Source organism: Promicromonospora panici (genome assembly GCF_900608595.1).
GTDB classification, from domain to species: domain Bacteria; phylum Actinomycetota; class Actinomycetes; order Actinomycetales; family Cellulomonadaceae; genus Promicromonospora; species Promicromonospora panici.
Map to the genome: position 1 here is coordinate 174,415 of NZ_UWYY01000008.1, position 23,483 is coordinate 197,897.

24 protein-coding genes are annotated in these 23,483 nt (G+C 72.0%); 10 read left to right on the top strand and 14 right to left on the bottom strand.

The genetic code is table 11. The features are described from left to right. The first annotated feature begins 55 nt into the window (after positions 1-55). Positions 56-685 carry a TetR/AcrR family transcriptional regulator gene (locus EW117_RS11160; RefSeq protein WP_129786674.1) on the top strand — a complete coding sequence of 210 codons (630 nt, stop codon included), beginning with the start codon at positions 56-58 and terminating at the stop codon, positions 683-685. 52 nt (positions 686-737) lie between these two features. Here the strand turns inward: EW117_RS11160 and EW117_RS11165 are convergent, their stop codons facing one another. The 6 genes from EW117_RS11165 to EW117_RS11190 all read right to left on the bottom strand — a co-directional run bounded on the left by EW117_RS11165 (position 738) and on the right by EW117_RS11190 (position 6,912). Continuing rightward, positions 738-1,250 (bottom strand): GNAT family N-acetyltransferase, encoded by a 513-nt coding sequence (locus EW117_RS11165; protein WP_165362648.1) that lies wholly within the window; start codon positions 1,248-1,250, stop codon positions 738-740. Positions 1,251-1,433: 183 nt separating this feature from the next. Then, positions 1,434-3,125 (bottom strand): S1C family serine protease, encoded by a 1,692-nt coding sequence (locus tag EW117_RS11170; protein WP_129786677.1) that lies wholly within the window; start codon positions 3,123-3,125, stop codon positions 1,434-1,436. 161 nt (positions 3,126-3,286) lie between these two features. Continuing rightward, entirely contained in the window at positions 3,287-5,068 is a 1,782-nt protein-coding gene (menD, locus tag EW117_RS11175; protein WP_129786679.1) for a 2-succinyl-5-enolpyruvyl-6-hydroxy-3-cyclohexene-1-carboxylic-acid synthase, read from the bottom strand. Next, complete coding sequence (locus EW117_RS11180; protein WP_129786681.1) at positions 5,065-6,045, bottom strand: o-succinylbenzoate synthase; 981 nt, start codon at positions 6,043-6,045, stop codon at positions 5,065-5,067. Before EW117_RS11180 ends, menD begins: the two co-directional genes overlap by 4 nt. Before the next feature lie 25 nt (positions 6,046-6,070). Beyond that, the gene (locus EW117_RS11185) at positions 6,071-6,406 is read right to left on the bottom strand and encodes a hypothetical protein (RefSeq protein WP_129786683.1); all 336 of its coding nucleotides are present in this window, start codon (positions 6,404-6,406) and stop codon (positions 6,071-6,073) included. Continuing rightward, positions 6,406-6,912 (bottom strand): type II toxin-antitoxin system Phd/YefM family antitoxin, encoded by a 507-nt coding sequence (locus tag EW117_RS11190; protein WP_242504226.1) that lies wholly within the window; start codon positions 6,910-6,912, stop codon positions 6,406-6,408. The genes EW117_RS11185 and EW117_RS11190 overlap by 1 nt, the downstream gene beginning before the upstream one ends. Positions 6,913-7,059: 147 nt before the next feature. Between EW117_RS11190 and EW117_RS11195 the strand changes: the two genes are divergently transcribed. Beyond that, positions 7,060-8,007 carry an EamA family transporter gene (locus EW117_RS11195; RefSeq protein ID WP_129786685.1) on the top strand — a complete coding sequence of 316 codons (948 nt, stop codon included), beginning with the start codon at positions 7,060-7,062 and terminating at the stop codon, positions 8,005-8,007. Here EW117_RS11195 and EW117_RS11200 read toward each other — a convergent pair. Further along, the gene (locus tag EW117_RS11200; RefSeq protein WP_129786687.1) at positions 8,004-8,603 is read right to left on the bottom strand and encodes a gamma carbonic anhydrase family protein; all 600 of its coding nucleotides are present in this window, start codon (positions 8,601-8,603) and stop codon (positions 8,004-8,006) included. The genes EW117_RS11195 and EW117_RS11200 overlap by 4 nt on opposite strands. Before the next feature lie 69 nt (positions 8,604-8,672). Here EW117_RS11200 and EW117_RS11205 point away from each other — a divergent pair, with 69 nt between their 5' ends. Further along, entirely contained in the window at positions 8,673-9,626 is a 954-nt protein-coding gene (locus tag EW117_RS11205) for a 1,4-dihydroxy-2-naphthoyl-CoA synthase (protein ID WP_129786689.1), read from the top strand. Here EW117_RS11205 and EW117_RS11210 read toward each other — a convergent pair. Then, a complete protein-coding gene (locus tag EW117_RS11210; protein WP_129786691.1) occupies positions 9,603-10,688 on the bottom strand; it encodes a hypothetical protein in 1,086 nt (361 codons plus the stop codon). The two genes, EW117_RS11205 and EW117_RS11210, sit on opposite strands and share 24 nt — an antisense overlap. A gap of 139 nt (positions 10,689-10,827) precedes the next feature. Between EW117_RS11210 and EW117_RS11215 the strand changes: the two genes are divergently transcribed. Next, the gene (locus tag EW117_RS11215) at positions 10,828-11,493 is read left to right on the top strand and encodes a TetR/AcrR family transcriptional regulator (RefSeq protein ID WP_129786693.1); all 666 of its coding nucleotides are present in this window, start codon (positions 10,828-10,830) and stop codon (positions 11,491-11,493) included. A gap of 20 nt (positions 11,494-11,513) precedes the next feature. Here EW117_RS11215 and EW117_RS11220 read toward each other — a convergent pair whose 3' ends face one another. Next, on the bottom strand, positions 11,514-13,154 hold the full coding sequence (locus EW117_RS11220) for a helix-turn-helix transcriptional regulator (RefSeq protein ID WP_129786695.1): 1,641 nt from the start codon (positions 13,152-13,154) through the stop codon (positions 11,514-11,516). Positions 13,155-13,309: 155 nt separating this feature from the next. Between EW117_RS11220 and EW117_RS11225 the strand changes: the two genes are divergently transcribed. Together EW117_RS11225 and EW117_RS11230 are read left to right on the top strand one after the other, a co-directional pair. Continuing rightward, complete coding sequence (locus EW117_RS11225; RefSeq protein WP_165362649.1) at positions 13,310-14,131, top strand: alpha/beta fold hydrolase; 822 nt, start codon at positions 13,310-13,312, stop codon at positions 14,129-14,131. Between the two features lie 15 nt (positions 14,132-14,146). Then, positions 14,147-14,503, top strand: coding sequence for a Scr1 family TA system antitoxin-like transcriptional regulator (locus EW117_RS11230; RefSeq protein ID WP_129786699.1), 357 nt, complete (start codon positions 14,147-14,149; stop codon positions 14,501-14,503). A 58-nt stretch (positions 14,504-14,561) separates the two neighbouring features. Here EW117_RS11230 and EW117_RS11235 read toward each other — a convergent pair whose 3' ends face one another. The 3 genes from EW117_RS11235 to EW117_RS11245 all read right to left on the bottom strand — a co-directional run bounded on the left by EW117_RS11235 (position 14,562) and on the right by EW117_RS11245 (position 18,718). Beyond that, positions 14,562-16,277, bottom strand: a complete 1,716-nt coding sequence (locus tag EW117_RS11235) for an ABC transporter ATP-binding protein (protein ID WP_207211836.1) — start codon at positions 16,275-16,277, stop codon at positions 14,562-14,564. Next, positions 16,264-17,517, bottom strand: coding sequence for an ATP-binding protein (locus tag EW117_RS11240; protein WP_165362650.1), 1,254 nt, complete (start codon positions 17,515-17,517; stop codon positions 16,264-16,266). Before EW117_RS11240 ends, EW117_RS11235 begins: the two co-directional genes overlap by 14 nt. Before the next feature lie 121 nt (positions 17,518-17,638). Further along, positions 17,639-18,718 (bottom strand): DUF3048 domain-containing protein, encoded by a 1,080-nt coding sequence (locus EW117_RS11245; protein WP_242504227.1) that lies wholly within the window; start codon positions 18,716-18,718, stop codon positions 17,639-17,641. 112 nt (positions 18,719-18,830) lie between these two features. Between EW117_RS11245 and EW117_RS11250 the strand changes: the two genes are divergently transcribed. Together EW117_RS11250 and EW117_RS11255 are read left to right on the top strand one after the other, a co-directional pair. Then, positions 18,831-20,099: an AMP-binding protein gene (locus EW117_RS11250; protein ID WP_129786703.1), complete on the top strand. Its 1,269-nt coding sequence runs from the start codon at positions 18,831-18,833 to the stop codon at positions 20,097-20,099. Positions 20,100-20,184: 85 nt separating this feature from the next. Next, positions 20,185-21,054: a 1,4-dihydroxy-2-naphthoate polyprenyltransferase gene (locus tag EW117_RS11255; RefSeq protein WP_129786705.1), complete on the top strand. Its 870-nt coding sequence runs from the start codon at positions 20,185-20,187 to the stop codon at positions 21,052-21,054. Between the two features lie 88 nt (positions 21,055-21,142). On the opposite strand, the gene EW117_RS11260 is transcribed toward EW117_RS11255, so the two are convergent. Continuing rightward, complete coding sequence (locus EW117_RS11260; protein ID WP_129786707.1) at positions 21,143-21,427, bottom strand: DUF4229 domain-containing protein; 285 nt, start codon at positions 21,425-21,427, stop codon at positions 21,143-21,145. A gap of 94 nt (positions 21,428-21,521) precedes the next feature. On the opposite strand from EW117_RS11260, the gene EW117_RS11265 reads away from it, so the two are divergent. Continuing rightward, entirely contained in the window at positions 21,522-21,965 is a 444-nt protein-coding gene (locus EW117_RS11265; protein WP_129786709.1) for a PLD nuclease N-terminal domain-containing protein, read from the top strand. 33 nt (positions 21,966-21,998) lie between these two features. Continuing rightward, complete coding sequence (locus EW117_RS11270) at positions 21,999-22,397, top strand: PLD nuclease N-terminal domain-containing protein (RefSeq protein ID WP_129786711.1); 399 nt, start codon at positions 21,999-22,001, stop codon at positions 22,395-22,397. A 98-nt stretch (positions 22,398-22,495) separates the two neighbouring features. On the opposite strand, the gene ccsB is transcribed toward EW117_RS11270, so the two are convergent. Continuing rightward, the gene (gene ccsB / locus EW117_RS11275; RefSeq protein WP_129786713.1) at positions 22,496-23,482 is read right to left on the bottom strand and encodes a c-type cytochrome biogenesis protein CcsB; all 987 of its coding nucleotides are present in this window, start codon (positions 23,480-23,482) and stop codon (positions 22,496-22,498) included. Between the last annotated feature and the right edge of the window lies 1 nt (position 23,483).

Sequence of the window (23,483 nt, forward strand, 5' to 3'; positions counted from 1 at the left end):
GACCGTCAATTGTCCCCCTGACGGCGCCGCAAAGCATGCCCGATATGCTCGACGCATGGCAACAGCCCGACGTACGCGACTCCGCCCGGAGGAGCGCCGCAACCAGCTCGTGGCGCTGGGAGTCGCGACCCTTGCGGACCGTCCACTGGCCGAAGTGACCGTCGAGGAGATCGCCGCCGAAGCCGGCGTCTCGACAGGTCTCGTCTACTACTACTTCGGCTCCAAGAACGGCCTGCACCACGAGATCGTCCGTAGAGCGCGCGACTCGATGCTGCACGCGTCCGAGCCGCAACCGGAGCTACCGCCGTCGGACCGCCTGGTCAGCACGCTGACCAGGCTCGTCGCATACGTGCGGGAGCACGGCCCCACCTTTTACTCGCTCGTTCGCGGCGCGGCCAGCGGCGACGAAGAGGTGCGTGCGGTCATCGAGGACGCGCGGCGCGAGCAGACTGAGCGTGCCCTCGCCGTGCTACTGGAGCTGGGCGTGCCCGAGACCGAGCTCCTGCGCATCGCGGTCCGCTCCTGGGTGGCCCTCGCCGAGCAGGCCCTGGTCGACGGCGCGATCAACTCCGACCTGGACGACGACATGCTCGTCGGCTACCTCGAGCGCAGCCTGGGCGGCGTCGTCGCCGCCGTCGTGCCGGGTGCGTCGGAGGCGCTGTTCGGGGTTCCGTCGACGCTCTGATCCGGTCGGCGCGCCGGTCCGGCCGGGCGCTCCGGTCAGGTTTGCTCGCCCGTCAGAGCGCCTTGACCATCAGCAGGCAGGGGTTGTCCGCCCAGAGGTCGGGGAACTCCTCCACCGGGTGGAAGCCGCAGGCGGTGTAGAAGGCGCGGGTCCGGTCGAAGTCCGGGTCGGACGCCGACGGGCCGAGCGTCTTCACGCTCAGCACGCGCACCCCCTGGGCGCGGAGGTCTTCCTCCACGCGCTCCAGGAGGCTGCGGCCGATCCCCGCGCGGTGGTGCTTCCGGCGGACGGCGAGCAGGTGCACCTCCGCCGACGTCGGGTACCGCTGGTCGACGAGCAGCACACCGAGCACGTCCTCGAAGGGCACCTCGCCGCCGCCGGGACCGACCGCGGAGTCGGCAGTCTCGGGTACGGCGACCGCGACATAGTTGGGGAACTTGGCCGCCGCCTCGACGTACTCGTGCGTGAACCTGTCGATCCCGAACCACTCCGGCAGCTCCTCGAGGATGTCGTGTGCGGCATCCGATCGGCCGAGGGTCCTGACCACGGTGAACGTCCCAGACACGCGGACCAACCTAAACCTGACGGCCCAGCTTCACCCGCTGAACGCGAATACGCCGAGGTAGAACTGGGGCGAAGTAGAACTGGGGCGAAGTAGAACGCCAGCTGGTGTTCTACTTCGCCCCAGTTCTACCTCGCCCCAGTTCTACCTCGCCAGAGTTCTACCTCGGCGGGACGAGGGGGACAGTCAGCCCTGGTTGCCGAACCACTCCTGGAGCCAGTCCGGGACGTTGTTCGGGGAGCTCTGGTCAGAGCCCGAACCCGAACCGCCCTCCTGGCCGGGCGCCTGCTGGTCCTGCGAGCCCTGGTCCTGCACCGCCGACTCGTCCCGGACCGCGAGCGTGACCGTGATCTCCTGCGTGCTGCCGTCGCGCACCACGGTGAGCACCGACTCGTCGCCGGCCTCCTTCTCCCGCACGAACGCCGTGAGCGACGCCGCGCCGTTGACGGCATCGCCGTCGATCGCGACGATCACGTCGCCCTGCTGGATACCCGCGTCGCCGGCCGGCGAGTCCGCCACCACCTCCGTGACGCCCGCGCCGCGGCGGGTGACGTCGTCGGCCGTGGCTGTCGCGTCCTCGAGCGAGACGCCGAGGAAGGCGTGCTCGGCGGTGCCGTCCGCCTTGAGCTGGTCACCGATCTGCGTGGCCAGGTTCGACGGGATGGCGAAGCCCAGGCCGATCGAGCCGGAGCTGCCCGACTGCATGCCGCCCGACAGCGTCGCGATCGAGGACGTGATGCCGATGACCTCGCCCGACGCGTTGAACAGCGGCCCGCCCGAGTTACCCGGGTTCACCGCGGCGTCGATCTGGATGGCGTTGGTGACCACCTGGTCCGAGCCGTCCTCGGCGCTCGCCGTGACCGGGCGGTCCAGGGCGGAGACGATGCCCGTCGTGGCGGTGTTCGCCAGGCCCAGCGGGTTGCCGAGCGCCATGACGGGCTCGCCCACCACGACGTCGGACGAGTCGGCGAACTTCGCGGGCTCGAGGTCCGACGGCGGGTCGGACAGCTGCACGACGGCGAGGTCCGTGGCCGGGTCGGTGCCGACGATCTCGGCCTCGTACACGCGACCGTCGCTCAGCGTGACCTGAACCGTCGTGGCATCCGCAACGACGTGGTTGTTGGTCAGGATGCGGCCCTCGGAGTCCAGCACGACGCCGGACCCCTCGGCCCCGCCCGCCTGGCTCTCCACCTGGATCGCCACGACGGACTCCTGCACCGCGGAGGTGACCGACGTCCAGTCCGGGTTCTGGACGGTCGAGCTCTTCACCGGGACGTTCTCGCTGGACGACTGTCCGACGTCGGCCAGGGACGAGGGGTTGTCCGAGTCGTTCGTGAGCGAGATGGCGCCCGCCGTGCCCAGGCTGGCCAGCAGCGCGGCCGCCGCCGCGGCACTGACCACGGGAACCCAGGTGCGGTTCCGCGGCTTGGTCTGTGCGCCGCCCGCCGCTCCGCCGTCCGACGCCGAGGCGGGCGCCGCGTACGGGTTGACGTACCCCGACGCGTGGCTCGTCGCGGGTGCCGCGTTGTGCGCGGGCACCGGATGCTGGGCCTGGGCACCGTGCTCGGCGGGTACGCCGTGCTGGGCCTGCGCACCCGCGGGGACAGCCGGGGGTACGGACCCGGGCGCCTGCGTGGGGGCCGGCGCGGGCGCCGGGGACTGTGCGGTGGTCGAGGGCTGTCCAGAGTCCGAGGGCTGCGCGGCGTCCGAGGACTGCTCAGGTGCCGGGTTCTCGGCAGGCCCCTTGTTCCGGGCCGGCGCCGGGCCGCTGACCGGCAGCTGCTGAGTCGGCTGCGTCGCGGGCGGCAGCTGCTCGGTGGGCTGCGTCGCGGGCGGCTGCTGATCCGGCTGCGGAGTAGTGCTGTTCTCGTCGTTCATCGGTGACCCTCCTTGAAGTCACCACCAGTTGACACCCCGTTCCTTGTCCCATCCTTAAACGAGTCTGTGAGTTCCCTGCACACTCGTCAACCCGCCTCCCACCCCGTTGAGTGCGGGATATTCGCCCCCCGTTCGCCGCAGACAGGGCAAATAGCCAGCACTCAACGAGGGGTGGCGGCGGCCACGATCGTGTTCGCCAGCGTGCGGGACTCCTGCTGGCGGTCCTGCCGCGGCACCCGCACCTCGATGACCTGGACGCCGTGGCTCGGCGCCTGCAGCGCATGTCGCAGGGTCGGCACATCCTTCACGAGCTGGTGGTCGACGCCGTACCCCGCGCACAGCTGCGCGAGGTTCGACCCGTGCGGCGTCCCGAACACCCGCTCGAACGTGGCGCTCGCCGCACTGCTGGTCGCGGCGAGCGCACCGTGCTCCAGGGTCGCGAAGATCGAGCCGCCGTCGTCGTTCACCACGACGATCTCCAGGTCCACGGGAGGCTCGTCGGGCCCGCGCAGCAGGCCGCCGACGTCGTGCAGGAAAGTGAGGTCGCCCAGGAGGGCGCGGGTGCGCAGGCCCCGGCGAGCGGTAGCGAGCGCCACCCCGACCGCCGTCGAGACGGTGCCGTCGATGCCGGCGAGTCCCCGGTTGGCCAGGACCGCCGGGCCGGGACCGTCCAGCCCGAGCACCAGCTCCAGGTCCCGCACGGGGTTGGACGAGCCCACCACGAGCAGGTCGTCGGGGCCGAGCACCCCGGCAACGGCCCGGGCCACGGAGAGCGCCGTCGGCCCGCCGAGGACCGCGTCGTCGCACGTGACATCGTCGAGCACGCGGGAAGCCTGTGCGCTCGCGGCCCGCCAGCGCTCCAGGAACGCCGACGGCGGTGGCGTGGACGTCTCGAACCAGGCGGGCGCCACGCCGGGCAGCACGACGGCGGCGTTACGGGCGGCGTCAGGCCACGGACCGGCGCCCGGCGCTACCACGGTGACCGTCACGTCAGGCCGGGCGAGCAGGCGCTGCACCGGCCGCGAGAGCGTGGGCCGCCCGAGGACGACCACCTGCTCGATGCTCGCGGCGAGCTCCTCCGACCCGAGCAGCACCCGGTACGCGGCTATCGCGTTGGGGCCGCCGGTTGCCCCGGACGACGGCTCCGCGAACAGCGGCCAGCCCTGCACCTCCGCGAGCTGCCGTGCGTCGGTGCCCGCGCCGTCGCCCGCGACGACGACGGTGCGCACCGGGTCACCGGGCAGCGCGGGCGACGCGACGTGCTGCAGCACGGCGGGCACGACGAGCGGCGGGTCGGGCTTGGGGTAGCCCTCCTGCGCGGTGTCGGCGGGCAATCCTGGCAGCTGGACCGACGGCGCCAGCGGGTCCCGGAACGCCAGGTTGAGATGCACGGGGCCGGGATGCCCCGACCGGAACCCGAGGGCCGCGCTGACCGCGCGTCCGGTGACGCTCCGCAGGTCGCGGAGCTCCGGCGCGCCCGTGGCGCCCGGCTCCCCCGCCGGATCCAGGGCGCCCGATGGCGCCGGCACGTCGACGGCGAACCGCACCGCCGAACCGAAGATGCCCACCTGGTCGGTGGTCTGCGACGCTCCGGTGCCGCGCAGCTCGTGCGGCCGGTCTGCGGTCAGCAGGATCAGCGGCAGGCCCGTGTGGTTCGCCTCCAGCACGGCCGGGTGCAGGTTCGCGACGGCGGTCCCCGACGTCGTGACGACGGCGACCGGTGCGCCCTCCGCGCCCTTCGACAGGCCGAGCGCGAGGAACCCCGCCGCGCGCTCGTCGATCCGCACGTGCAGCCTGAGCCGGCCGGCGTCGGCCGCCTCCGCCACCGCGTACGCGAGGGGGGCGCTGCGCGAGCCGGGCGCGAGCACGACGTCCCGCACGCCTCGGGTGACCAGGTCTGCGATCAGTGCGCGGGCGGCGGCCACGGCGGGCGGGATAGTCATACGTCCTCCAGGATCCGGGTCAGTCGGTGGTACCGCACGAGCCAGCGCTCCGTGGTCGGGCCGTCGGCCGGCGCGGCCGCGAGCGCCGCGGGCGACGGTTGGGGTCGGCGGACCGGCAGCGCACCGTCGACGGGCAGCAGCGGCTCGCCGACGACGTCGTGCACCAGCAGCTGGGACGTGGCGAGCCCGCAGGCGTAGGGCAGCTCGGGGAGCGCGGCGGCGAGGGCGACGCCGGCGGCGAGCCCCACGGAGCTCTCGAGCGCCGACGAGACGACCACGGGCAGTCCGACCTGTTCGGCGAGCTCCAGGCACGCCCGGACGCCGCCGAGGGGCTGGACCTTGAGGACCACGATGTCGGCGGCCTCCTCGCGGACCACCCGCATCGGGTCGGAGGCGCGGCGGATCGACTCGTCGGCGGCGACGGGCACGTCCTGCTTGCGGCGTACCAGGGCCAGATCGTCGACGGCGGCGCAGGGCTGCTCCACGTACTCGAGCCCGCCGGCCGCGCGGTCGATCTCGGCCAGGTGCGCCAGGGCTTCGTCAGAGGTCCAGGCGGCGTTGGCGTCCACGCGGATCGCGCCGTCGGGCCCGAGGGCCTCGCGGACCGCCGCGACGCGGTCGGCCTCGGCGGCCACGGACTCGAGGGTCCCGTCGGGACCCCGCTGGGCGACCTTGACCTTGGCGGTGCGGCAGCCGCCCGACGCCAGGACTATCTCCCGTGCCCGTTCCGGTCCGACGGCGGGGACCGTGACGTTGACCGGAACGCTCCGCCGGACGGGTTCGGGCCAGCCGATCGTCGCGGCTTCGTAGGCCGCGCGCAGCCAGGTCGAGGACTCCTCGTCGTCGTAGTCCCAGAAGGGCGACAGCTCGCCCCATCCGGCATCGCCGCGCAGCAGGACGCCGTCGCGCACGTCGATCCCGCGGAAGCGGGTCCGCAGGGGTGTCGACCAGACGACGGGTTCACCGATCAGCAGCACAGGCCCAGGCTAACGACCTGCACGGCTACTTGGTCTCGTTCGGATGGTGCGTGTGGACGTCGAGGATATGAACAACACCGGCCGTCGGCTCGACCTTCGTCACGTAGAACCAGATCCGTGCCCCTCCAGGCAGCTCGCACTGCCACCTGTCGTGCATCCGTCCCGCGCGTTCGACGGTCGCCAGCTCGAACTTGAGCTGATGGCAGGTCGGTGATGACGCATGCGGAGTCCGCGTGAGAAGTCCCACGCGTCGCTTTGTCGCCGCAACGTCGAGCCAGCCTTTCTGGGCCTGCTTGCTCGCGAAGACGATCGTGTACTCGTTCTTCTTGACGGGACGAGGAACCGAGGCCTCTCGGGCCATCACGGCCGCTCAACGGCGGTTGGCTCGTCCAGCCAGTCGTACTCCCGGTCGGGCCCATGGCCTGACGCGTACGCCTCAGCCGTCGATTGCCACGCACTGACCGCGACCTCGAGCGGCTCAAAGACAGACACCGACGCACAGGCCCGCGCCACTTCGGCGAGCTCGCTCGCGCACTGCTGCCGCCCGTCCGAGGGAAGGAAGCTCATCCACGGGAAGTACTGGCCAAGTCGCTCTGCGAAAGCCTCAGCGCCCTCGCCCACCGCAGCAGCGATCACCTGAGACGCGAGCGCCAGACCAGCCCGGTTCTGCTCGTACACACTCTGCCGCTGCAAAACCAGGGGTTCACCGTCACGACGCGTGATCATGACCGGGCCCTGATCGGCTGCGGCCGCAACCTTCTTGGAGTCGCGCGAGAGATCCGAGAACCGCACAGTCTGAGCAATGGGCCGAACGTCCATCGTTCCATAGTTCAGAATATGTTCTGAACTGTCAAGCACAAGTGTCATCGTTCCTCCTGCAGCTGGTTGTCGGGTGAGCACCCACGAACCAACCTACGTCGAGCCCCCGACGCCTTTGGGGGGTTATCCACAGGGGCCCAGCGAAATGACGTGTTTCCCGACTCCGTGGTCGTCGATACTCCATAAGTGGCCCCCATGAACGACGACAGCACCCGACACGGCCCGACCGCCCGGCCGTCGTTGACCGGTCTGGTCGGACGTGGCCTCGGTGGGGTGCCGCCGACGGCCCTGGTCCTGCTCGGCATCGTCAGCGTCCAGCTGGGCTCGGCGCTGGCCAAGCAGCTGTTCAGCGAGGTGGGCAGCTTCGGGACCGTCGCGTTGCGCCTGTTCTTCGCCGCGGCGATCCTGATGCTCCTGTGGCGGCCCTCGCTGCGTATGAGTCGTCGTGCGTGGACCGCGGTGGTCGCTTACGGCCTGACCCTCGGCCTGATGAATCTGTGCTTCTACCTGGCGCTGGACCGGCTCCCGCTGGGGATCGCGGTCACCGTCGAGTTCCTCGGTCCGCTGACGGTGGCCCTCATCGGGTCGAGGCGATGGCTGGACGCGCTCTGGGCCGTGCTCGCGGCAGCCGGCGTGGCCCTGCTCATGGGCGGTGGCGGCGACGTGAACCTCGTCGGCCTGCTGTTCGCCCTCGCCGCGGCGGCGTGCTGGGGCCTGTACATCGTGGTGAGCGCCGCGCTGGGCCGGCACACCACGGAAGGCAACGGCCTGGCTCTGGGCATGATCGTCGCGTCGCTGGTGGCAGTGCCCCTCGGCGTGGCCGACAGCGGAACGGCGCTGGTCCAGCCATGGGTCCTGGTCGCCGGGCTCGGTCTCGGCTTGTTGTCGTCGGTGGTCCCGTACTCGCTGGACCTGGAGGCGCTGCGCAAGATGCCACCGCGCGTCTTCGGCATCCTGATGAGCCTCGAGCCGGCCATGGCAGCCCTCGTCGGCCTCGTCGTGCTCCAGGAGCTGCTGCACTGGTCGCAGTGGATCGCCGTGCTGTGCGTGGTCATCGCCTCGGTGGGTGCCACGCGCGGCGCGCGCCCCAAGATCCAGCCGGAGGACCTCGCGCCGGCCGAACCCTTGGACCGCCCGAACTAGGTCTCGTCGACCGGCGCGTCGTCGCGGTGCGCGCCGTAGTAGTCCGACTGGCGGCGCATCAGCTCGCGCATCGACTCGTCCCGACCCACCCCGTACACGGTGCCGGGAAAGTCGAGCTCTCGTTGGATCGCCCAGATCTCCTCATGCCTGTCCGGCGGCAGGATCGTCGCCGGGTCACCCACGGCCACCCAGCCGATCGGCACGAGCTCTCCCGGGGCAACTTTGGTGTTGACCTGCACGACCCCGTTGATGCGGACCTCCGCGCCCGCGCCGACGACGCTGCCCGGGAACAGCGCGGCACCGGTAGCGATGAACACCTCGTCCTCCACGGTGCTGCCGTTGACGTGAGCGTGCGGGCCGATCATCACGGCTGAGCCGATCTCGGCGGGGCGCCCGCGGCGTCCGCGGACCAAGGCGTTCTCCATCACCACGGTGTCCACGCCGATGGAGACGGCGCCGTCCTCCGCCGTGAGGACGGCGCCGTGCAGGATCCTGGCTCCGGCGGCGATGCGGACATCGCCGACGACAGTCGCCGACGGCGCGACGTACGCCGAGGGATCGATGGTGGGTTCGAGACCGCGATGGCGGATCAGCATGTGGGGTTTCCTCTCCTCGCCGCCACCATAGAGGCCGACACCGACGCGGCCGGAACTAGGCTTGCCCGCGTGAGCACGAGCACCGAACTTCCCCAGCAGGTCTCCGAGACGTTCGACCCCCAGCGCTGGCGCGCGGTCGCAGGCTTCGAGGACCTGACCGACCTCACGTACCACCGCGGCGTCGACCGCAGCGGGCCCGAGCCGCGCGACCTGCCCGTGGTCCGCATCGCGTTCGACCGCCCGGAGGTCCGCAACGCGTTCCGCCCGCACACGGTGGACGAGCTGTACCGGGTCATGGACCACGCGCGCATGACGTCCGACGTCGGCACGGTCCTGCTCACCGGCAACGGACCCTCTCCCAAGGACGGCGGCTGGGCCTTCTGCAGCGGCGGTGACCAGCGCATCCGCGGCCGCGACGGCTACCGCTACGCGGAGGGCGAGCACGCCGACTCGATCGATCCGGCCAAGGCCGGCCGCCTGCACATCCTGGAGGTGCAGCGCCTCATGCGGACCATGCCCAAGGTGGTCGTCGCGGTGGTGGACGGCTGGGCCGCCGGCGGCGGGCACTCGCTGCACGTCGTCGCCGACCTCACGGTCGCGTGCCGCGAGCACGGCAAGTTCAAGCAGACCGACGCCGACGTCGGCTCGTTCGACGCCGGGTACGGCTCGGCCTACTTCGCCCGCCAGATCGGGCAGAAGCGTGCCCGCGAGGTCTTCTTCCTCGCCCGCGAGTACTCCGCCGACGACGCCGAGCGCTGGGGCTCCGTCAACGAGGTCGCCGCCCACGAGGACCTGGAAGGGCTGGCGCTCGAGTACGCGCGGATCATCGCCACCAAGTCGCCGCAGGCCATCCGGATGCTGAAGTTCGCGTTCAACGCCGCCGACGACGGCATCGCCGGCCAGCAGGTTTTCGCCGGCGAGGCGACGCGGCTGGCCTACATGACCGACGAGGCAGTCGAGGGCAAGGAGGCGTTCCTGGAGCGCCGCGAGCCGGACTGGTCAGGGTTCCCCTACTACTACTGACCGCTCCGCCCGCCCGCGCCGAGCCGCCACCCTCCGCGCGAGCAACGCGAGCAGGAGGACGGTCGCCAGGATCAGGGCCGGTCCAGTGGTGAGCGCGACGGTCGTCGTGAGCGTGTCGACGGGGTAGAGCAGCACCATCACGACCATGAAGAGGGTATGGCCGACAAGTGCACCGCCGGCCGCCCAGATCGTGTGCTGGTCGGTCATCGCCGGCGAGCCGGACCAGCGGCCGAACAGCAGCAGCATCCCGATCGCGAGCAGGGCCGCTGCCGCCATCGGCAGGTAGACGACGTCGCCCTCCCCGAAAGCGGGACCCGACGGCGGATTGCCCCGTGGCATCAGCAGCCCGAGGAAGACCAGCGTCGCAGCGACCGCGACGAGCCCGACGACCGGCGGGCGAGGTACGGACGCGCCGGAACCCGCGGCGGGCGGCGGCACGGGGAAGCGCCGGGGGACCACCCGCAGGGCGAACCACGACAGGCCGAGCATGACCACCAGCAGTCCGGCGAGGAACGGCAGCGGCGCCTGGTAGCCGGGGTCGACAGACGGAGGGAACGTCACGCGGAGCAGGGCGACACCGACGACGGTGGTGGCCCCGATCCCGACGAGCCCACGACGCCGGAGGTAGGGCTCGCGGCGGAGCTCGGGAAAGAGCAGGTCGGTGAGCAGGACCGGGATCAGCACGCTGAACACGATGTGGTAGCCGACCTGGGACTCCCAGTAGGTCAGGTTGAAGCCGAGGACGCGCGGCCCCCACTCGGCCGCGTTGTACATCACGGGGCTGGTCAGAGCCTGGAGCCCGAACCCGTCCTCGGCGAGCTCGTACACGAGCCCGAGCACGACGAGGGTGGGCCAGGCCCCGCCCGCCCGGACCGTCAGCTCCCGGACCAGCAGCACGCCGGCGCCGTACATCGGCACGAGGAACGGGAAGACGATCCACATGATCGGCATCCCGACGGCGCTGAACATCAGCTCGCCGCAGATCGGGGCGAGCACTATCAAGGTCCAGGCGGCCTTGCCACCCCGTCGTCGCGGTTTCGTCGCACCTGCCGGATCGTCCACTTTCGCTCACTCCCCGCTCACCTCGTGGCGCCAGGCCCGATGCTCCCGGCCCTTGGTGCCGATTTACTCAGCCAAGTAATACCTTAGGGTTGGCATTCTCCGCGGGGCAAGCGCACGTACGGCAAGAGACGGGGAGCAGATGGCAGCAGTGGCGGGGGAAGGTTCGGCGGCCTCGGCGGCGCGGCGAGCGCAGATCATCGACGCGACCATCGACACGGTCGCCGAGCTGGGGTTCGCACAGACCACCTTCGCCCGGATCGCCGTCCGGGGCGGGCTGAGCAGCACCCGGCTCATCTCTTACCACTTCCAGGGCAAGGCCGATCTGATGAAGGCAGTGGTCGACGACATCTACCGCTCCATCAACGAGTTCCTGCTCGACCGGGTCGACGTCGACCCTGCCAGCCGGCCGATCGTCAGGCCGGCGGGCCGGCCGGATCTCCCGCCGCCCGAGTCGGCATCGGCAGAGCTGCGCGCCTACATCACCGGCGTCGTCGCTTACATCGGAGCCCACCGATCGCGGATGCGTGCCATCCGGTCGATCTCCGCGGCCGTCTACGACGAGCCGGGCAATCCAGCAGTCGGCCAGGCCGATCCGCACAGCCCGGTGATGAGCCACCTCCAGGACATCCTGCGGCGCGGCCAGACCGCCGGAGCCTTCCGGGCGTTCGACCCCCTCGTGCTTGCTGCCATGGTCCAGCAGCCGCTCGAAGGCCTGCCTCTGCTGCTGCAGAGCCGGCCGGATCTGGACCTGGAGCGGTACGCCGCCGAGCTGGCGACCGCCGTCGACCTCGCCACTCGACGATGACCAGCCCGGCGTGGCGATCGTCAGAGCATCCCCACCTCGATGACGTGGTGCTTGATCGCAAAGGTGACCGCCGCGGTCCGTGAGTCCACGCCGAGCTCGGTGAAGATGTTGGCGACGTGGCGGTGGACCGTGCGCTCGCTGAGGTGCAGCTCGGTCGCGATCGCACGATTGGGCCGGCCCTTGGCGATGAGGCGCAGCACCTCCATCTCCCGCGGGCTCAGGCCATGGGTGCCCGACGTGGCATCACCGGGAGAGACGAGCGCATCGATCCGAGCGAGATCCGGGAGGGCACCGAGCCGAGCGAACGTCTCCCTCGCCGCGGCGAACTCGATCCGGGCGCCGTCCTCGTCGTCGAGCAACCGGCAAGCCTGTCCGATCAGGACGTTCAGGGTGGCCACCTCGTACGGAACCTCCTGCTCCTGCCAGGCGCCGACTGCTCGTCTCAGGAATGGCAGTGCCCGTCCGGGGTCGTCCTCGGCGAGCGCCAGCGCACCCCTGATGGTGGCCTTCCCGGCCTCGATGGCGGGCGTGGCGTGCTCGCCCGCGATCTCTTCGAACTCGGCCACGGCTTCTCGGGCCGCCTCGACCTTCCCGGCTTCGAGGTAGATCGTGACCGCCGCCCTCAGCAGATCCAGCCGGTCGGCCTTCGAGCTCACTTCGGTGAGCGCCCGTCGGACGCCGGCCGATGCCGCGCCGACCTCTCCGTCGGCAAGCCTGAGGAGCGCAAGCCCGGGCTGCGTGGGGCAGCCGTGCTCGGCCGCCCGGACGTACGCGGCTTCAGCGGCCTCCCGCTCGCCACGGAGCCGCCGGACCTCTCCGAGCTGGTAGAACGCGTGCCCGCAGATCCATCCGGCGTAGCCGTCGAGGTCACCGCAGACCTCGGCGATCTCCTCGAGAGCGTCCGGCCAGGCACCGTTGAGGCACATCAGCCGGGACCGGTAGATGCGACAGTTCCCGAGGTACGCACCGCCCAGGCTGCTCAGCGAGTCGAGCCATCCGGCCATCGACCTGCTCCACGCCCGGGCGCGGCTGAAGTCCCAGGCCAAGCAGGACCCTCTGACCCCAGCGCAGTAGACCCACGGGGTCACCCGGGGCGACAGGTCTCGCCGGCGAAGGATCGACATCGCCTCCTCCAGACGATCGAGCCCCTCGCTGAGTCGTCCCTCCTCGATCAGCAGCTGCCCCCACATGCACAGCGCCCAGGGGACCACCTCTCCCCGGCCCTCCTGGACGACCGTGCCGAGCAGTTCGCCGGCCCGAGTGTAGTTGCCCCTCGTTGCCTCCAGCATCGCTTCGGGACACCTCAGCCAGGGGCTGGTGGCGGCTGCAGGTCCGAGCACGCGGGTGGTCTGCCGGAGCCAGCCGTCGGCTTCGACGAGCTGGTTGCTGTTGAGCAGGGCCCACCACAGCCAGAAGGCGACCTCGGCCACCTCGTCGAGCTCGTCCGCCTGGACCCGGAGGTCGAAGACCCGGTGGAGGAGGGCGACAGCCTCATCTCCGCGGGCGGTGACCTGGGCCGCCTCGGCGTAGGACGCCAGGTCGCCGACGGCGAGCGGCTCGACGGCGTCCGCGGCGGCGTACTCCGCGCGCGCCTCCTCCCAGCGAGATGCCAGATGGAGCTCCCGCGCCCGGATCAAGTGAGTCGCTGCGACGGATCCCATTCCTTCAGCATGACCGAGACGGCCGATCGGTGGGTAGAAATACCCATCGCGGCCCAGAGAGGTTGGCAGCGCGTGCCGATCCGATACGTGGCCGGCTCGGACCAGTCTCGAGTCATGGCCCCCGATGGCGGGGACCACGCATCGAGGAGACTGCCATGAACGAGATCGACGTGAACGGCGTCCGACTGGCCTATGACGTGCAGGGTGAGGGGGAGCCGATGCTGGTCATCCACGGCGCCTTCTGGGCAGACGTGCTGCGGCCACTGGCTAGCCAGCCGGCACTGGACGGGTACCGCCGGATCCAGTACCACCGGCGCGGCTACGGCGAGAGCAGCGGACCCGCGGGTGGGTTCGACGCCCAGGTGGCGGACGCCGTGGCGCTGCTCGACCACCTCGGTGTCGATGCCGCCCACGTGGTGGGTCACTCCGAGGGCGCGATGATCGGGCTGGCGCTTGCGGCCGCTCGCCCCGAGCGGATGCGGTCGCTCAGCCTCCTCGAACCGCTCGCCCCGACCGGCTGGCTCGCGGCGAAAGGTTTTGATGAGCTCCTTGAGACGTTCGGTGCGGTCGCCGAGGCCTCGATCGGTCGCTACCTGGCCGGCGACCCCGAGGGTGCGACCGACGTCATCTTCGCGGAGACGATCCCGGACTGGCGCGACGACATCGAGATGGCGTCGCCGGGCGGGTTGGCGAAGGCCAACTGGGCGACGTTCTACGAGACCGAGTTCGCGGGGCTGGGCGAGTGGCAGTTCGGCCCCGAGCAGGCGGCCGTCATCGACTGCCCGATCCTCTCCTGGAAGGCCGACCAGAAGAACCCGCTCGCTGCGGCCGGGCGGGAGTTCCTGCACGACGTCTTCTCGCAGTGCGAGGACACCGACCTGGAGGACGCCACCCACTTCTCGCCCTTCGTCCGGCCCGCAGAGGTGGCAGAGCAGGTCGCGACGTTCCTCGCCCGCGACTCGGCTGTCCTCACGTGATCAGCGATCTCCCGCATGCGCGAGGGCGAGCCCCGCCGATTCGAGCTGCTGGTCGCCGAACCGGCGTTGCGCTGGGGCATCGTCCCGCCTGAGGTGATGCGCGAGCAGATCGACCGCCTGCACGGCGTCATCGGACTCGGCAATGTCCGGCCCGGCATCCTGCCGCTCGGTGTCCCGCTCGACCTCGTCCCCCTGCACACCTTCGCGATGTACGACGACCTCGTCTGCGTGGAGACCTTCGGTCGCGAGCACCGGTACACCGGCGCCGAATCCGAGACGTACACCACCGTTTTCGACACACTCTGGCGATCCGCAGCCACCGGACACGACGCCCGCCGCATCCTCGTCCAGATCGCCGACGACCTCGGCTGACAGGCCACGCACATATCAGCCTCTGCACCTGCCCGATCGCGAGCCGCTACTGACGCGCCTACTCCTGATCGACCACGACCCTCTGCCTGTCCGGCGCCCAAGCTACTGAGACCGGTCCCGCGGTGACGCGCACCTCCTCCGCGTGAAGCGCCGACGCCAGCTCGTCGGGCCCGGTGAACACCACGACCCCCGGGTAGCCCGCCAGGATCCGCCCCAACCGAACCCGCCCCTCGTCGTCCAGGTCCCTGTCCAGACCCGCGACCAGGAGGAGCGGTGGTTCACCGTAGATCGCGCGGGCGAGCGCCAGCCGGGCCCGCTCGTCCGTGGTCAACGGCTCCCCGCCCGCGCGCAGCACCGTGCGTAGCCCGTCGGGGAACCGATCAACGGACAGCCCCACGGTCTCGAAGACCTCGGCCGCCGTCTCCTCGGGGAGATCGGGACGGCGGTAGCGCAGCGCCCGCCGCAGCGGCCCGCGCTCGAACACGGCGCCCCTGGTCACGAGCCCGACGAGCGCACGTCCCCGCGCCGGGGCGACGGCGCGCAGGTTCTCGCCGCCCACCCAGACCTCGTCGGGCGTGCCGGACGAAGCCGGGTCGAGGCCCACCACGCGGCGCATCAGGCGCAGCGGCGCCTCCGGATCGTCGCTGGTCAGGCGAATCCGGGCGCCTCCGCCGGCACGCAACGGTGAGTCGGTGAGCCCCGGCGCCACGAGGTGCACCCGGTCAGGCCCGTCCGCGCCGTCCGGCACCGTGGCGGACGCCGCGGCGAGACTCACGCGCTCGTGTTCCGCGCGCCGTCGGGCGGCGTCCGCGAGCGCCGGGACGAGGACCGCGCGCGCGGCGAGGTACGTCTGGCGGTACTCGACGATCCGGCCGAGGTCGATGATCGGCGTCGACGCGATGCCCGCGACGGCCATGGCGGCCATCGTGACGCCGGGGTCGAGGCCCCTGACGACGCCGATCGCGGCGACCGCGAGCGTGGCCAGCAGGGCCGCCACGGTGCCGCCGGCCCGGATCGTGCCGACGGTCACGGAGCGGTCCACGGCACGGTCGACGACGACGTCGGAGGCGGTGTCGATGTGGCCGAGCTCGCGCCCGGCCCCGTGCGCCGCGATGATCCCCTGCGAGGCCCCGACGGTGTCGGCGATACGGGTGGCCATGCGCCCGCGGGCCCGCCGGAGGCTGCGCGACTTGGTGTACGCGGTCCGCGCCCAGGGCACCATGGCGACGGCGAGCGCAGCGAGCGGAAGTAGAAAGCCGGCGCCGAGGAACGGATCGATGAGCGCGAGCCCGATCGCGGAGCCGACGATCAGCGGGATCCCGGCGGCGAGCGGGCCGACGCCCTGGGACACCCAGTTGCGCACGCCGGCGAGGTCGTTGGTGGTCCGGGCGACGGTGATGCCGAGGTGGGTGCGGCTGCCCGGGGTGAGCTCGGACTCGATCAGGTCGCGGCGGACCTCACGCACGTAGTCCTGGCCGAGCCGCTCGGCGGCGATGCGCTCCTCGACCCGCAGTCCGCCGATCGCCAGGGCGGCCGCCACGATACTGAGGATCGCGACGACCATCGGCCACGGGCTGCCGGCACGGAGCTGCGTCAGGGCCCAGGCGCTGACCGCGCCGAGCGCGCCCTGGCCCAGCCCGATCGCGACGAGGCCGAGCAGCCAGCCCCGCCGCGACCCGGTGAAGACCTTCGGCAGCGCGCCGGGCTCACCCGCGCCCGGCTCGTCCGCTTCACCCGCGCCCGGCTCCAGCACGGCAAGCTCACGCGACCGCATGCCCGCCACCCACTCGCCCGGCGACCGGGCCGAGGTCCGCCGCCGCCAGCGCGATGGCCGGCAGGCACAGGTCGTAGGTCGGCACGACGTCCACATCGAGCGCCACCCGGGCCTCGGCCGTGGCCAGCGGCGAGGCCGTGAGCACTCCCGAGACCACCGACGGCTCGCAGCCCAGCGCGCGCAGCGCCAGGATCCCGCCGCTCGCCCCGAGCGCGTCGCCCGCGGCGAACACCACCCGGTCGACGACGGACCGGAACGCGTCGTCTGTCAGGAGTCGGCTCGTGTCGCCCTGGTAGAGGCCGTCGGCGATCTCGACGAGGACGACGTCGGGCGCGCCGTGCTCGGCCGGCGATGCCAGGACGTCGACCATGGTCGCGAAGACGTCGCGGACGTCCTCGAACGGGAGCCCGAACGTGCTGGGACGGCCGAAGTCCGTGAAGTCGACGACGCGGTGGGCGCCCGCGTCGGTGAACAGGTGCGCGTCGTTTCCCGCGCCCGTGCCCGTTGCCTTGCCCGCGTGGACGGTCAGGCCCGCGGCGGCCAGGCCGTGGGCGAGGCAGGCCAGCGTGGTGGACTTGCCGGAGTTCATCGACGTGCCCACCACGGCGATGACCGGCACCCGCGACGCGGCACCCGCGCCCGGCACCTCGGCGCGCGCCGGTCGCACCGTGTGGGGCGCGAACGCCTCGAGGTTCGCCACCCCGTCCGACGTCGAGAGCAGCCCGATCGGCTCGATCACCGTGGCGTCCTCGACGTCCGCGTGCTGGTCCACGACGCGCGAGGCGAGCCCGCCGGCCGCGGCGAGGTGGCACGGCCCGAGGTCCTCGGGGAGGACTGCGAGGAACTGGTCCGCCGCGTAGCGCGACCCGTAGGAGACGAGGATCTCGTCGCCCTCGAACAGGATCTGCCGACGGGAAACGGGGGACTCGAGCCGCCGGTGCTGGCCGATCGTCACGACCCGCGCCAGGACGACGTCCCCCGGTCGCGGCGCCCGTGCCGGGTCGGTGATCAGGCCGAACGCGGCCGGATCCTGCTCGATCGCCGCGGCGACGAACCGCGTGGAGTAGGCCTTCTTGGCCCGCAGCAGGCGGGGCGCGAACGGCCCGGCCGGCCGGGCAGTGGCGGGCCGGGCGGCGGCGTCGGCGGCGACCCCCGCACCGGAGGCCGCGGCCCGTAGCGGTACCGCGACGGGACGCGGGGCATGACCGCGCAGGTCCGGGGACGTGTCGAGAATGCTCATGGCAGCCACGCTTTCGTGTCGAGGGACGCAAGGTGCAACAGCCGTCACTCAACTAGGCCGCCATGAACCCGTCATGAGACCGGGATGAAAGCTCTCTCATCTGGCTGCGGCGATTCCGCCATCAGCGCGGCGACCAGCTCCCCGACCCGGCCGGGACCAGCTCGATCCAGGTGTTGCCCGGGTCGAGCTGCACCTCGCGACCCTTCTTCGTCTTGAGCACTATCGGCGAGTTGTGGTCCTTCTTGGACCAGCGCACCGGGACGCCCCGCCCCGAGGAGTAGAGCGTGCCGCTGCCGCCGCGGCCGGCGAGCCGGTGCTCCGGCACCGGGGCGCCGCTCGGGTCCACCCACTTGGTGTTGAACACGTGGGTGGACAGCACGAGCACGTTCCGGGCGGAGTGCCGTCGGCCGTCGGCGGCGACCGACGCGGACGAGCCCTCGCTGCGCAGGTAGCGCCGGTTCTCCGGGTCCCACGTCCAGACGGTGCGCTGCGCGGGAGACAGCCGCACGTCCACCTCCCGCGCGACCTTCCCGCTCCGCGGCGCCGTCCCCTGGCCCACCTTGCGCGCGTACTGGAACTGCGGGGGCGGCGGGCTCGTCCGCTTGCCATCTGCCTGCGCGAAGAACGTGGGCATGCTCCCGATCACGTTGTGCGGCGCGACCCGGCCGGGGTCGCGCGAGAAGCCGGGGTCGCCGTCGTCATTGATGAGGGTCTGTGTGCCGTAGCGCTCCACCGCGGCGATGAACGGGCCCTGCCCGCCGGAGAACGCCAGGATGCCGTCGAGCGGCGCCACGATCGCGGGATCCATCGGCCGCACGGAGCGCACGGGCTCCACGATGTCCGGGATGTTCGAGTGATAGGTCGCCACGAAGCGCGTGATGCCGCCCTCGACGACCTCCTCCCACACGATGTCCGCCTCCACGAGGCCGACCTGCGGCCGCGCGGCCGCGGCGTTCTCGATCTTCACCGACACCGCCGGGCGCCGCGCCACCTTCTCCGTCTCGACGCCGGTGAGCGGCCACACCGCCGGCACGTCGGGCTTGGGCGGCCCGTTCCGGTCGCCCCGCACCGGGCCGTCGACGGTGGTGGTGGGCGTGGGCAGGGGCTCCTCGGACGCCCCGAGGCTGCACCCGGACAGCCCTAGCGCGACCACCAGCGCCGCGCCCGTGGCACATACGGCCGTCGTCCAGCGGGTAGTCATCAGTTCTCCTCCGCGAGCGTCCGTACCTGTGCCCTCACCGGGGCGTTCCGCGTGGCGCACACCCTACCGACACCGTAGTCCGGCATGCCCCAGGCACGCTTACTCTCATGAGGTGGCCACGACCAGCACCTCGACCGACGTCGTCCGCGCGATCCGGGACGCTCTCGGCGGCGGACCGGCGTATGCGCCGCAGCCCCGCCTGTCCGACGCCGCGCTCCCGCCCGGCACCGCGCTCGTGCTGCGGACCTCCGGTTCCACGGGAAATCCGCGCGAGGTCGCGCTGAGCGCGGCGGCCCTGCGCGCGTCCGCCGACGCCACGCACGAACGGCTCGGCGGCCCCGGCCGCTGGCTTCTCGTGCTGCCGCCCACGCACGTCGCCGGCGTCCAGGTCATCAACCGGTCAGTCGTCGCGGGGACGGAGGTGCGTGTCGGCGCACCCGACCGGTTCACGCCGGCGGGGTTCGCGGCGCTCGCCGGTGAGTTCCTCGCGCGCGGGTCGCGCGCGTACGTGTCGCTGGTCCCCACTCAGCTGCACCGCCTGGTCACCGCGGCGGACGACGACGGCGACACCACAGGGCTCGACGCCCTCGCCCGGTTCGACGCCGTGCTCGTCGGCGGCGCGGCGACGGCCGCCCCACTGCTGGCCCGGGTCCGGGCGGCGGGGGTCCGCGCCGTCACGACGTACGGCATGTCCGAGACGAGCGGGGGCTGCGTGTACGACGGCGTCCCGCTCACCGGCGTACGTGTGCGGACGGCCGACGCCGGAACGGGTCCCGGCGCGGCCGCCGACTCTCGCGCCGGCTCCAGCGACGCCGGGACCGGGATGATCGAGCTGTCCGGCCCCGTGCTCGCCGAGGGGTACGTGGGCGACCCGGCCGCGACGGCCGACGCGTTCCGCACCGATCCCGACGGCACCCGCTGGTTCCGCACCTCGGACCTGGGCCGCCTGGACGGAGGCCGGCTCGACGTCCTCGGCCGGGCGGACGACGTCATCGTCACCGGCGGGGTCAACGTCGCCCCGGCGGTGGTCGAGGACACGATCGCCGAGCATCTCGCCGAGCTCGGGACCCCGGGCGAGGCCTGCGTCGTCGGCGTGCCCGACGCCGAGTGGGGCCAGGCGGTCGTCGCGGTGGTCACCAGCCGGGTGCCCGCCGCCCGGGCGGCCACGGGCCGCAACGACCTGGCCGACGGCGGGGCCGAGCTGCTCGCCGGGCTGCGCACCGCCGTCGGGCAGCGCCTCGGGGCACCGGCCGCGCCGCGCCGGGTGTACGTGACCGCCGCCCTGCCGACACGGGGCCCGGGCAAGGTGGACCGCCGGGCGGTGCGGGACGCCGTCGTGCGGGCCGAGCGGGAGGCCGCCCGGGAACCCGTGCGACCATGACTTCGTTCCTCCGCCAGGGCCGCGCACCGGCCCGGACCCGGTGTCTCGACGAACCAGGCACACCCCACGAAAGAAGGACACGCTGATGGCGACTGCCGCCGAGTGGATCTCCGGGGCGCGGCCCCGCACGCTGCCGGCGGCGGCGGCACCGGTGATGGTCGGCACCGGCGCGGCCGCGCAGGTGGACGCCTCCGCGTGGCTGCCCGCACTGCTCGCGCTGGGTGTTGCCCTCGCGCTGCAGGTGGGCGTCAACTTCGCCAACGACTACTCGGACGGCGTGCGCGGGACCGACCTCGACCGGGTGGGCCCGATGCGGCTCACGGCGTCGGGCGCGGCGGCTCCCGGCGCGGTGAAGCGGGCGGCGTTCGCGGCGTTCGGCGTCGCGAGCCTGCTGGGCCTGGCGCTGTGCGCAGTGTCGGGCCACTGGTGGCTGATCGCCGTCGGCGCAGTGTGCGTCGCGGCCGCCTGGTACTACACGGGCGGCAAGCAGCCGTACGGGTACCGGGGTCTCGGCGAGATCGCCGTGTTCGTCTTCTTCGGCCTGGTGGCGGTGCTCGGCACCACGTACACCCAGGCCGACCGCATCACGTGGCCCGCGGTGCTCGGCGCGATCGGCGTCGGCCTCATCGCGTGCGCGCTGCTCATGGTGAACAACCTGCGCGACATCCCCACCGACGTGCTGGCCGGCAAGCGCACCCTGGCCGTGCGGCTCGGCGACCACCGGGCCCGCCGGGCGTACGTCACCATGCTCGGGGTCCCTGTGCTGCTGGCCGCGGTGTGCGCGTTCTGGGCGCCGTGGTCGCTCGTCGTGCTGCTGCTGCTCGGCCCGGCGACGCTGCTGACCATCCCGGTGCTCGCGGGGGCGCGCGGGAAGCTGCTGATCCCCGTCCTGGCGGGGACAGGCCTGTACGAGCTGGGCTACGGGCTCCTGCTCTGGTTCGGCCTCTCGCTCTGACCCCCGATTGGTTGTGGGCGCGATCTTTGCGCCTAAACCGGGCGAGTATTCGCAACGATCGCGCCCACAGCCAAAGGCGCCACGGCGGCTAGCGGTCGGTGCGGAACTTCTCGTCGAGCTGCGCGTCCTCGTGGGCCGCGTCGGCGTCGACCTTCGGGAAGACGGCGCGCTCGGCGGCGCGACGTTCCGACCGGCCGGCCATCCACCGCGTCGCGGCGTCCCGCGGCTTGCTCAGCGTCAGGTACGACACGGCCAGCGCCACCACCACCGCGACGATCGGGAGCAACCAGCCCCGCAGGCCGGCCACGTAGAGCAGGCCGAGGGCCGCGCCGAACACGGCGAGGCGAAGCAGGGTGTAGATCAAGAGGGGCACCTACCCATGGTAGGCCGGGCCTGGGTCACAGCCGGCCACGAAATCACCCGCTCCCTCGGGTGCCGCGGACGCCTCCCCCGCTAGGCTCCCCCGCATGTTCAAGCTCGTCTTCTTCCTTCTCTACCTCGCGCTCGTCGTCTACGCGCTGGTCGACGTGATCCAGGCGGACGAGGAAGACCTCGGCGGCATCCAGAAAGGCTTCTGGATCATCGCCATCGTGTTCCTCCCGCTGGCGGGTTCCATCGCGTGGATCGTGGTGAGCAACGGCGCCCGACGCCGCCGGGCGAGCTCCGGCGGACAGGTGACCGGATTCCCGGCGAGCCAGCCGGCGCCCGCCCAGTACTCCCGGCGCGTCCGCTCCTGGGAGCAGGAGGACGCTCCCGTGGCGCCCGAGGACGACCCCGAGTTCATCTGGCTGATGGAGCAGGCGAAGCGCAAGCGCGAGCGAGAGGCCCGCGAGGGAGCCGGGCGCACCGAGGACGCCGGTCCTGAAGGCTATGACGAGCGGCAACGCGGCGAAGGTCACGCCGAAGGCTGACGTATATCCGCCAACCCGCCGTAGGCTGGAAGCATGTTCCTGCGTGTGATCGTCCCGCTGTTCATCGTCGGGCTCACGGTGTATGCCCTGGCCGACGTCTGGGGTACCGAAGAGGACGAACGCGGCGGCCTGCCCCGATGGCTCTGGGTGATCCTGATCGTGTTCCTGCCCCTCCTGGGCTCCATCTCGTGGATCATCGTGCGCACCACCGCCCGCCGTTCCGGCGCCGGCCCGGCATCAGGTCCCGGCACCGGTGGCAGCCGCCCGACCCCGCCCCCGCGCGTCGGCCCGGGCCCGCGTCGCCCGTCCGGTCCCGCCGCCCCTGACGACGACCCCGAGTTCCTGTGGCGCCTGGAGCAGGAGAAGCGCAAGCGCGAGCGGGAGACCCGCAGCCGCCGGGACGCCAAGGACGACGACGCCGAGAACAACTGACACCTTGGTTGCGAGCGTGACCGTTGCGACTACGTGCCCGTTTTAGGCGCAACTATCGCGCTCACAACCAAGTCGCCCTTGGCGCGGTCTGAGCGCACTCACAGGCCCGAGTAGGAGTGCTTCCCGTTGAAGATCAGGTTCACGCCGGTGAAGTTGAACAGCACGCAGGCGTAACCGGCCACGACGAACCACGCCGCGCGGGTCCCGGACCAGCCGCGCGTGGTGCGCGCGTGCAGGTAGGCCGCGTAGACCACCCAGACGATGAAGCTCCAGACCTCCTTGGGGTCCCAGCCCCAGTAGCGACCCCAGGCGTCCTCGGCCCAGATCGCGCCGCCGATCAGCGTGAACGTCCAGAGCACGAACGCGACGGAGTTCAGCCGGAACGAGAGCGACTCCAGGGCGGACGGCGCCGGCGTGTGGTCGAGCCAGCCCCAGCGCCTGCTGCCCAGCAGCACGGAGCCGTTGTCCCGGCCGTCCCGCAGGAGCTGCAGCACCGACGTCACGAACGCGACGGTGAAGATGCCGGTCGCGGCGATGGCGACGCCCACGTGGATCACGAGCCAGTACTTCTGCAGCGCGGGCTGCACACCCATGGCCTCGACGAAGAACCTGGTCTGCGCCAGCACGAGGAACAGCACGCCGAGACCCGCCACGAAGGCGCCGAGGAAGCGCACGTCGCGCCGGGTGTTGACACCCACGAACACCGCGACGGCGACGAAGGTGCCGACCAGCGCGAACTCGTACATGTTGGCCCAGGGGGTGCGGCCGGCGGCGACGCCGCGCAGCACGATCGCGACGAAGAGCAGCATGACGGCCAGCCACGTCACGGACATCCCGATCCCGGCGAGCTTTCGGTTCACCGGTCCTGGCGCGGTCGCTCCGGCGTCCGGCCCGTACGGCGAGACCGGCTCGTCGACGGGCGCCCCGGCGCCGACCGCCACCTTCGCCCGGTCCCTGGCCGCGTCCCGCGCGTCGACCTTCGCGCCCGACAGGCGCGACAGGTCCACCGCGAACGCGACGAGCGCGACGGCGAGTGCGGTCGCGGCGCCCCAGACGAGCAGCACACTCAGGTTTGCCAGCTCCATG

What these genes read in the sequence shown, in the direction of transcription:
- EW117_RS11160 (WP_129786674.1), top strand. Translation starts at nt 56, where the DNA reads ATGGCAACAGCCCGACGTACGCGACTCCGCCCGGAGGAGCGCCGCAAC.
- EW117_RS11170 (WP_129786677.1), bottom strand. Translation starts at nt 3,125, where the DNA reads ATGAACGACGAGAACAGCACTACTCCGCAGCCGGATCAGCAGCCGCCC.
- menD (WP_129786679.1), bottom strand. Translation starts at nt 5,068, where the DNA reads ATGACTATCCCGCCCGCCGTGGCCGCCGCCCGCGCACTGATCGCAGAC.
- EW117_RS11185 (WP_129786683.1), bottom strand. Translation starts at nt 6,406, where the DNA reads ATGGCCCGAGAGGCCTCGGTTCCTCGTCCCGTCAAGAAGAACGAGTAC.
- EW117_RS11190 (WP_242504226.1), bottom strand. Translation starts at nt 6,912, where the DNA reads ATGACACTTGTGCTTGACAGTTCAGAACATATTCTGAACTATGGAACG.
- EW117_RS11195 (WP_129786685.1), top strand. Translation starts at nt 7,060, where the DNA reads ATGAACGACGACAGCACCCGACACGGCCCGACCGCCCGGCCGTCGTTG.
- EW117_RS11200 (WP_129786687.1), bottom strand. Translation starts at nt 8,603, where the DNA reads ATGCTGATCCGCCATCGCGGTCTCGAACCCACCATCGATCCCTCGGCG.
- EW117_RS11215 (WP_129786693.1), top strand. Translation starts at nt 10,828, where the DNA reads ATGGCAGCAGTGGCGGGGGAAGGTTCGGCGGCCTCGGCGGCGCGGCGA.
- EW117_RS11220 (WP_129786695.1), bottom strand. Translation starts at nt 13,154, where the DNA reads ATGGGATCCGTCGCAGCGACTCACTTGATCCGGGCGCGGGAGCTCCAT.
- EW117_RS11225 (WP_165362649.1), top strand. Translation starts at nt 13,310, where the DNA reads ATGAACGAGATCGACGTGAACGGCGTCCGACTGGCCTATGACGTGCAG.
- EW117_RS11230 (WP_129786699.1), top strand. Translation starts at nt 14,147, where the DNA reads ATGCGCGAGGGCGAGCCCCGCCGATTCGAGCTGCTGGTCGCCGAACCG.
- EW117_RS11235 (WP_207211836.1), bottom strand. Translation starts at nt 16,277, where the DNA reads ATGCGGTCGCGTGAGCTTGCCGTGCTGGAGCCGGGCGCGGGTGAAGCG.
- EW117_RS11240 (WP_165362650.1), bottom strand. Translation starts at nt 17,517, where the DNA reads ATGAGCATTCTCGACACGTCCCCGGACCTGCGCGGTCATGCCCCGCGT.
- EW117_RS11245 (WP_242504227.1), bottom strand. Translation starts at nt 18,718, where the DNA reads ATGACTACCCGCTGGACGACGGCCGTATGTGCCACGGGCGCGGCGCTG.
- EW117_RS11255 (WP_129786705.1), top strand. Translation starts at nt 20,185, where the DNA reads ATGGCGACTGCCGCCGAGTGGATCTCCGGGGCGCGGCCCCGCACGCTG.
- EW117_RS11265 (WP_129786709.1), top strand. Translation starts at nt 21,522, where the DNA reads ATGTTCAAGCTCGTCTTCTTCCTTCTCTACCTCGCGCTCGTCGTCTAC.
- EW117_RS11270 (WP_129786711.1), top strand. Translation starts at nt 21,999, where the DNA reads ATGTTCCTGCGTGTGATCGTCCCGCTGTTCATCGTCGGGCTCACGGTG.
- ccsB (WP_129786713.1), bottom strand. Translation starts at nt 23,482, where the DNA reads ATGGAGCTGGCAAACCTGAGTGTGCTGCTCGTCTGGGGCGCCGCGACC.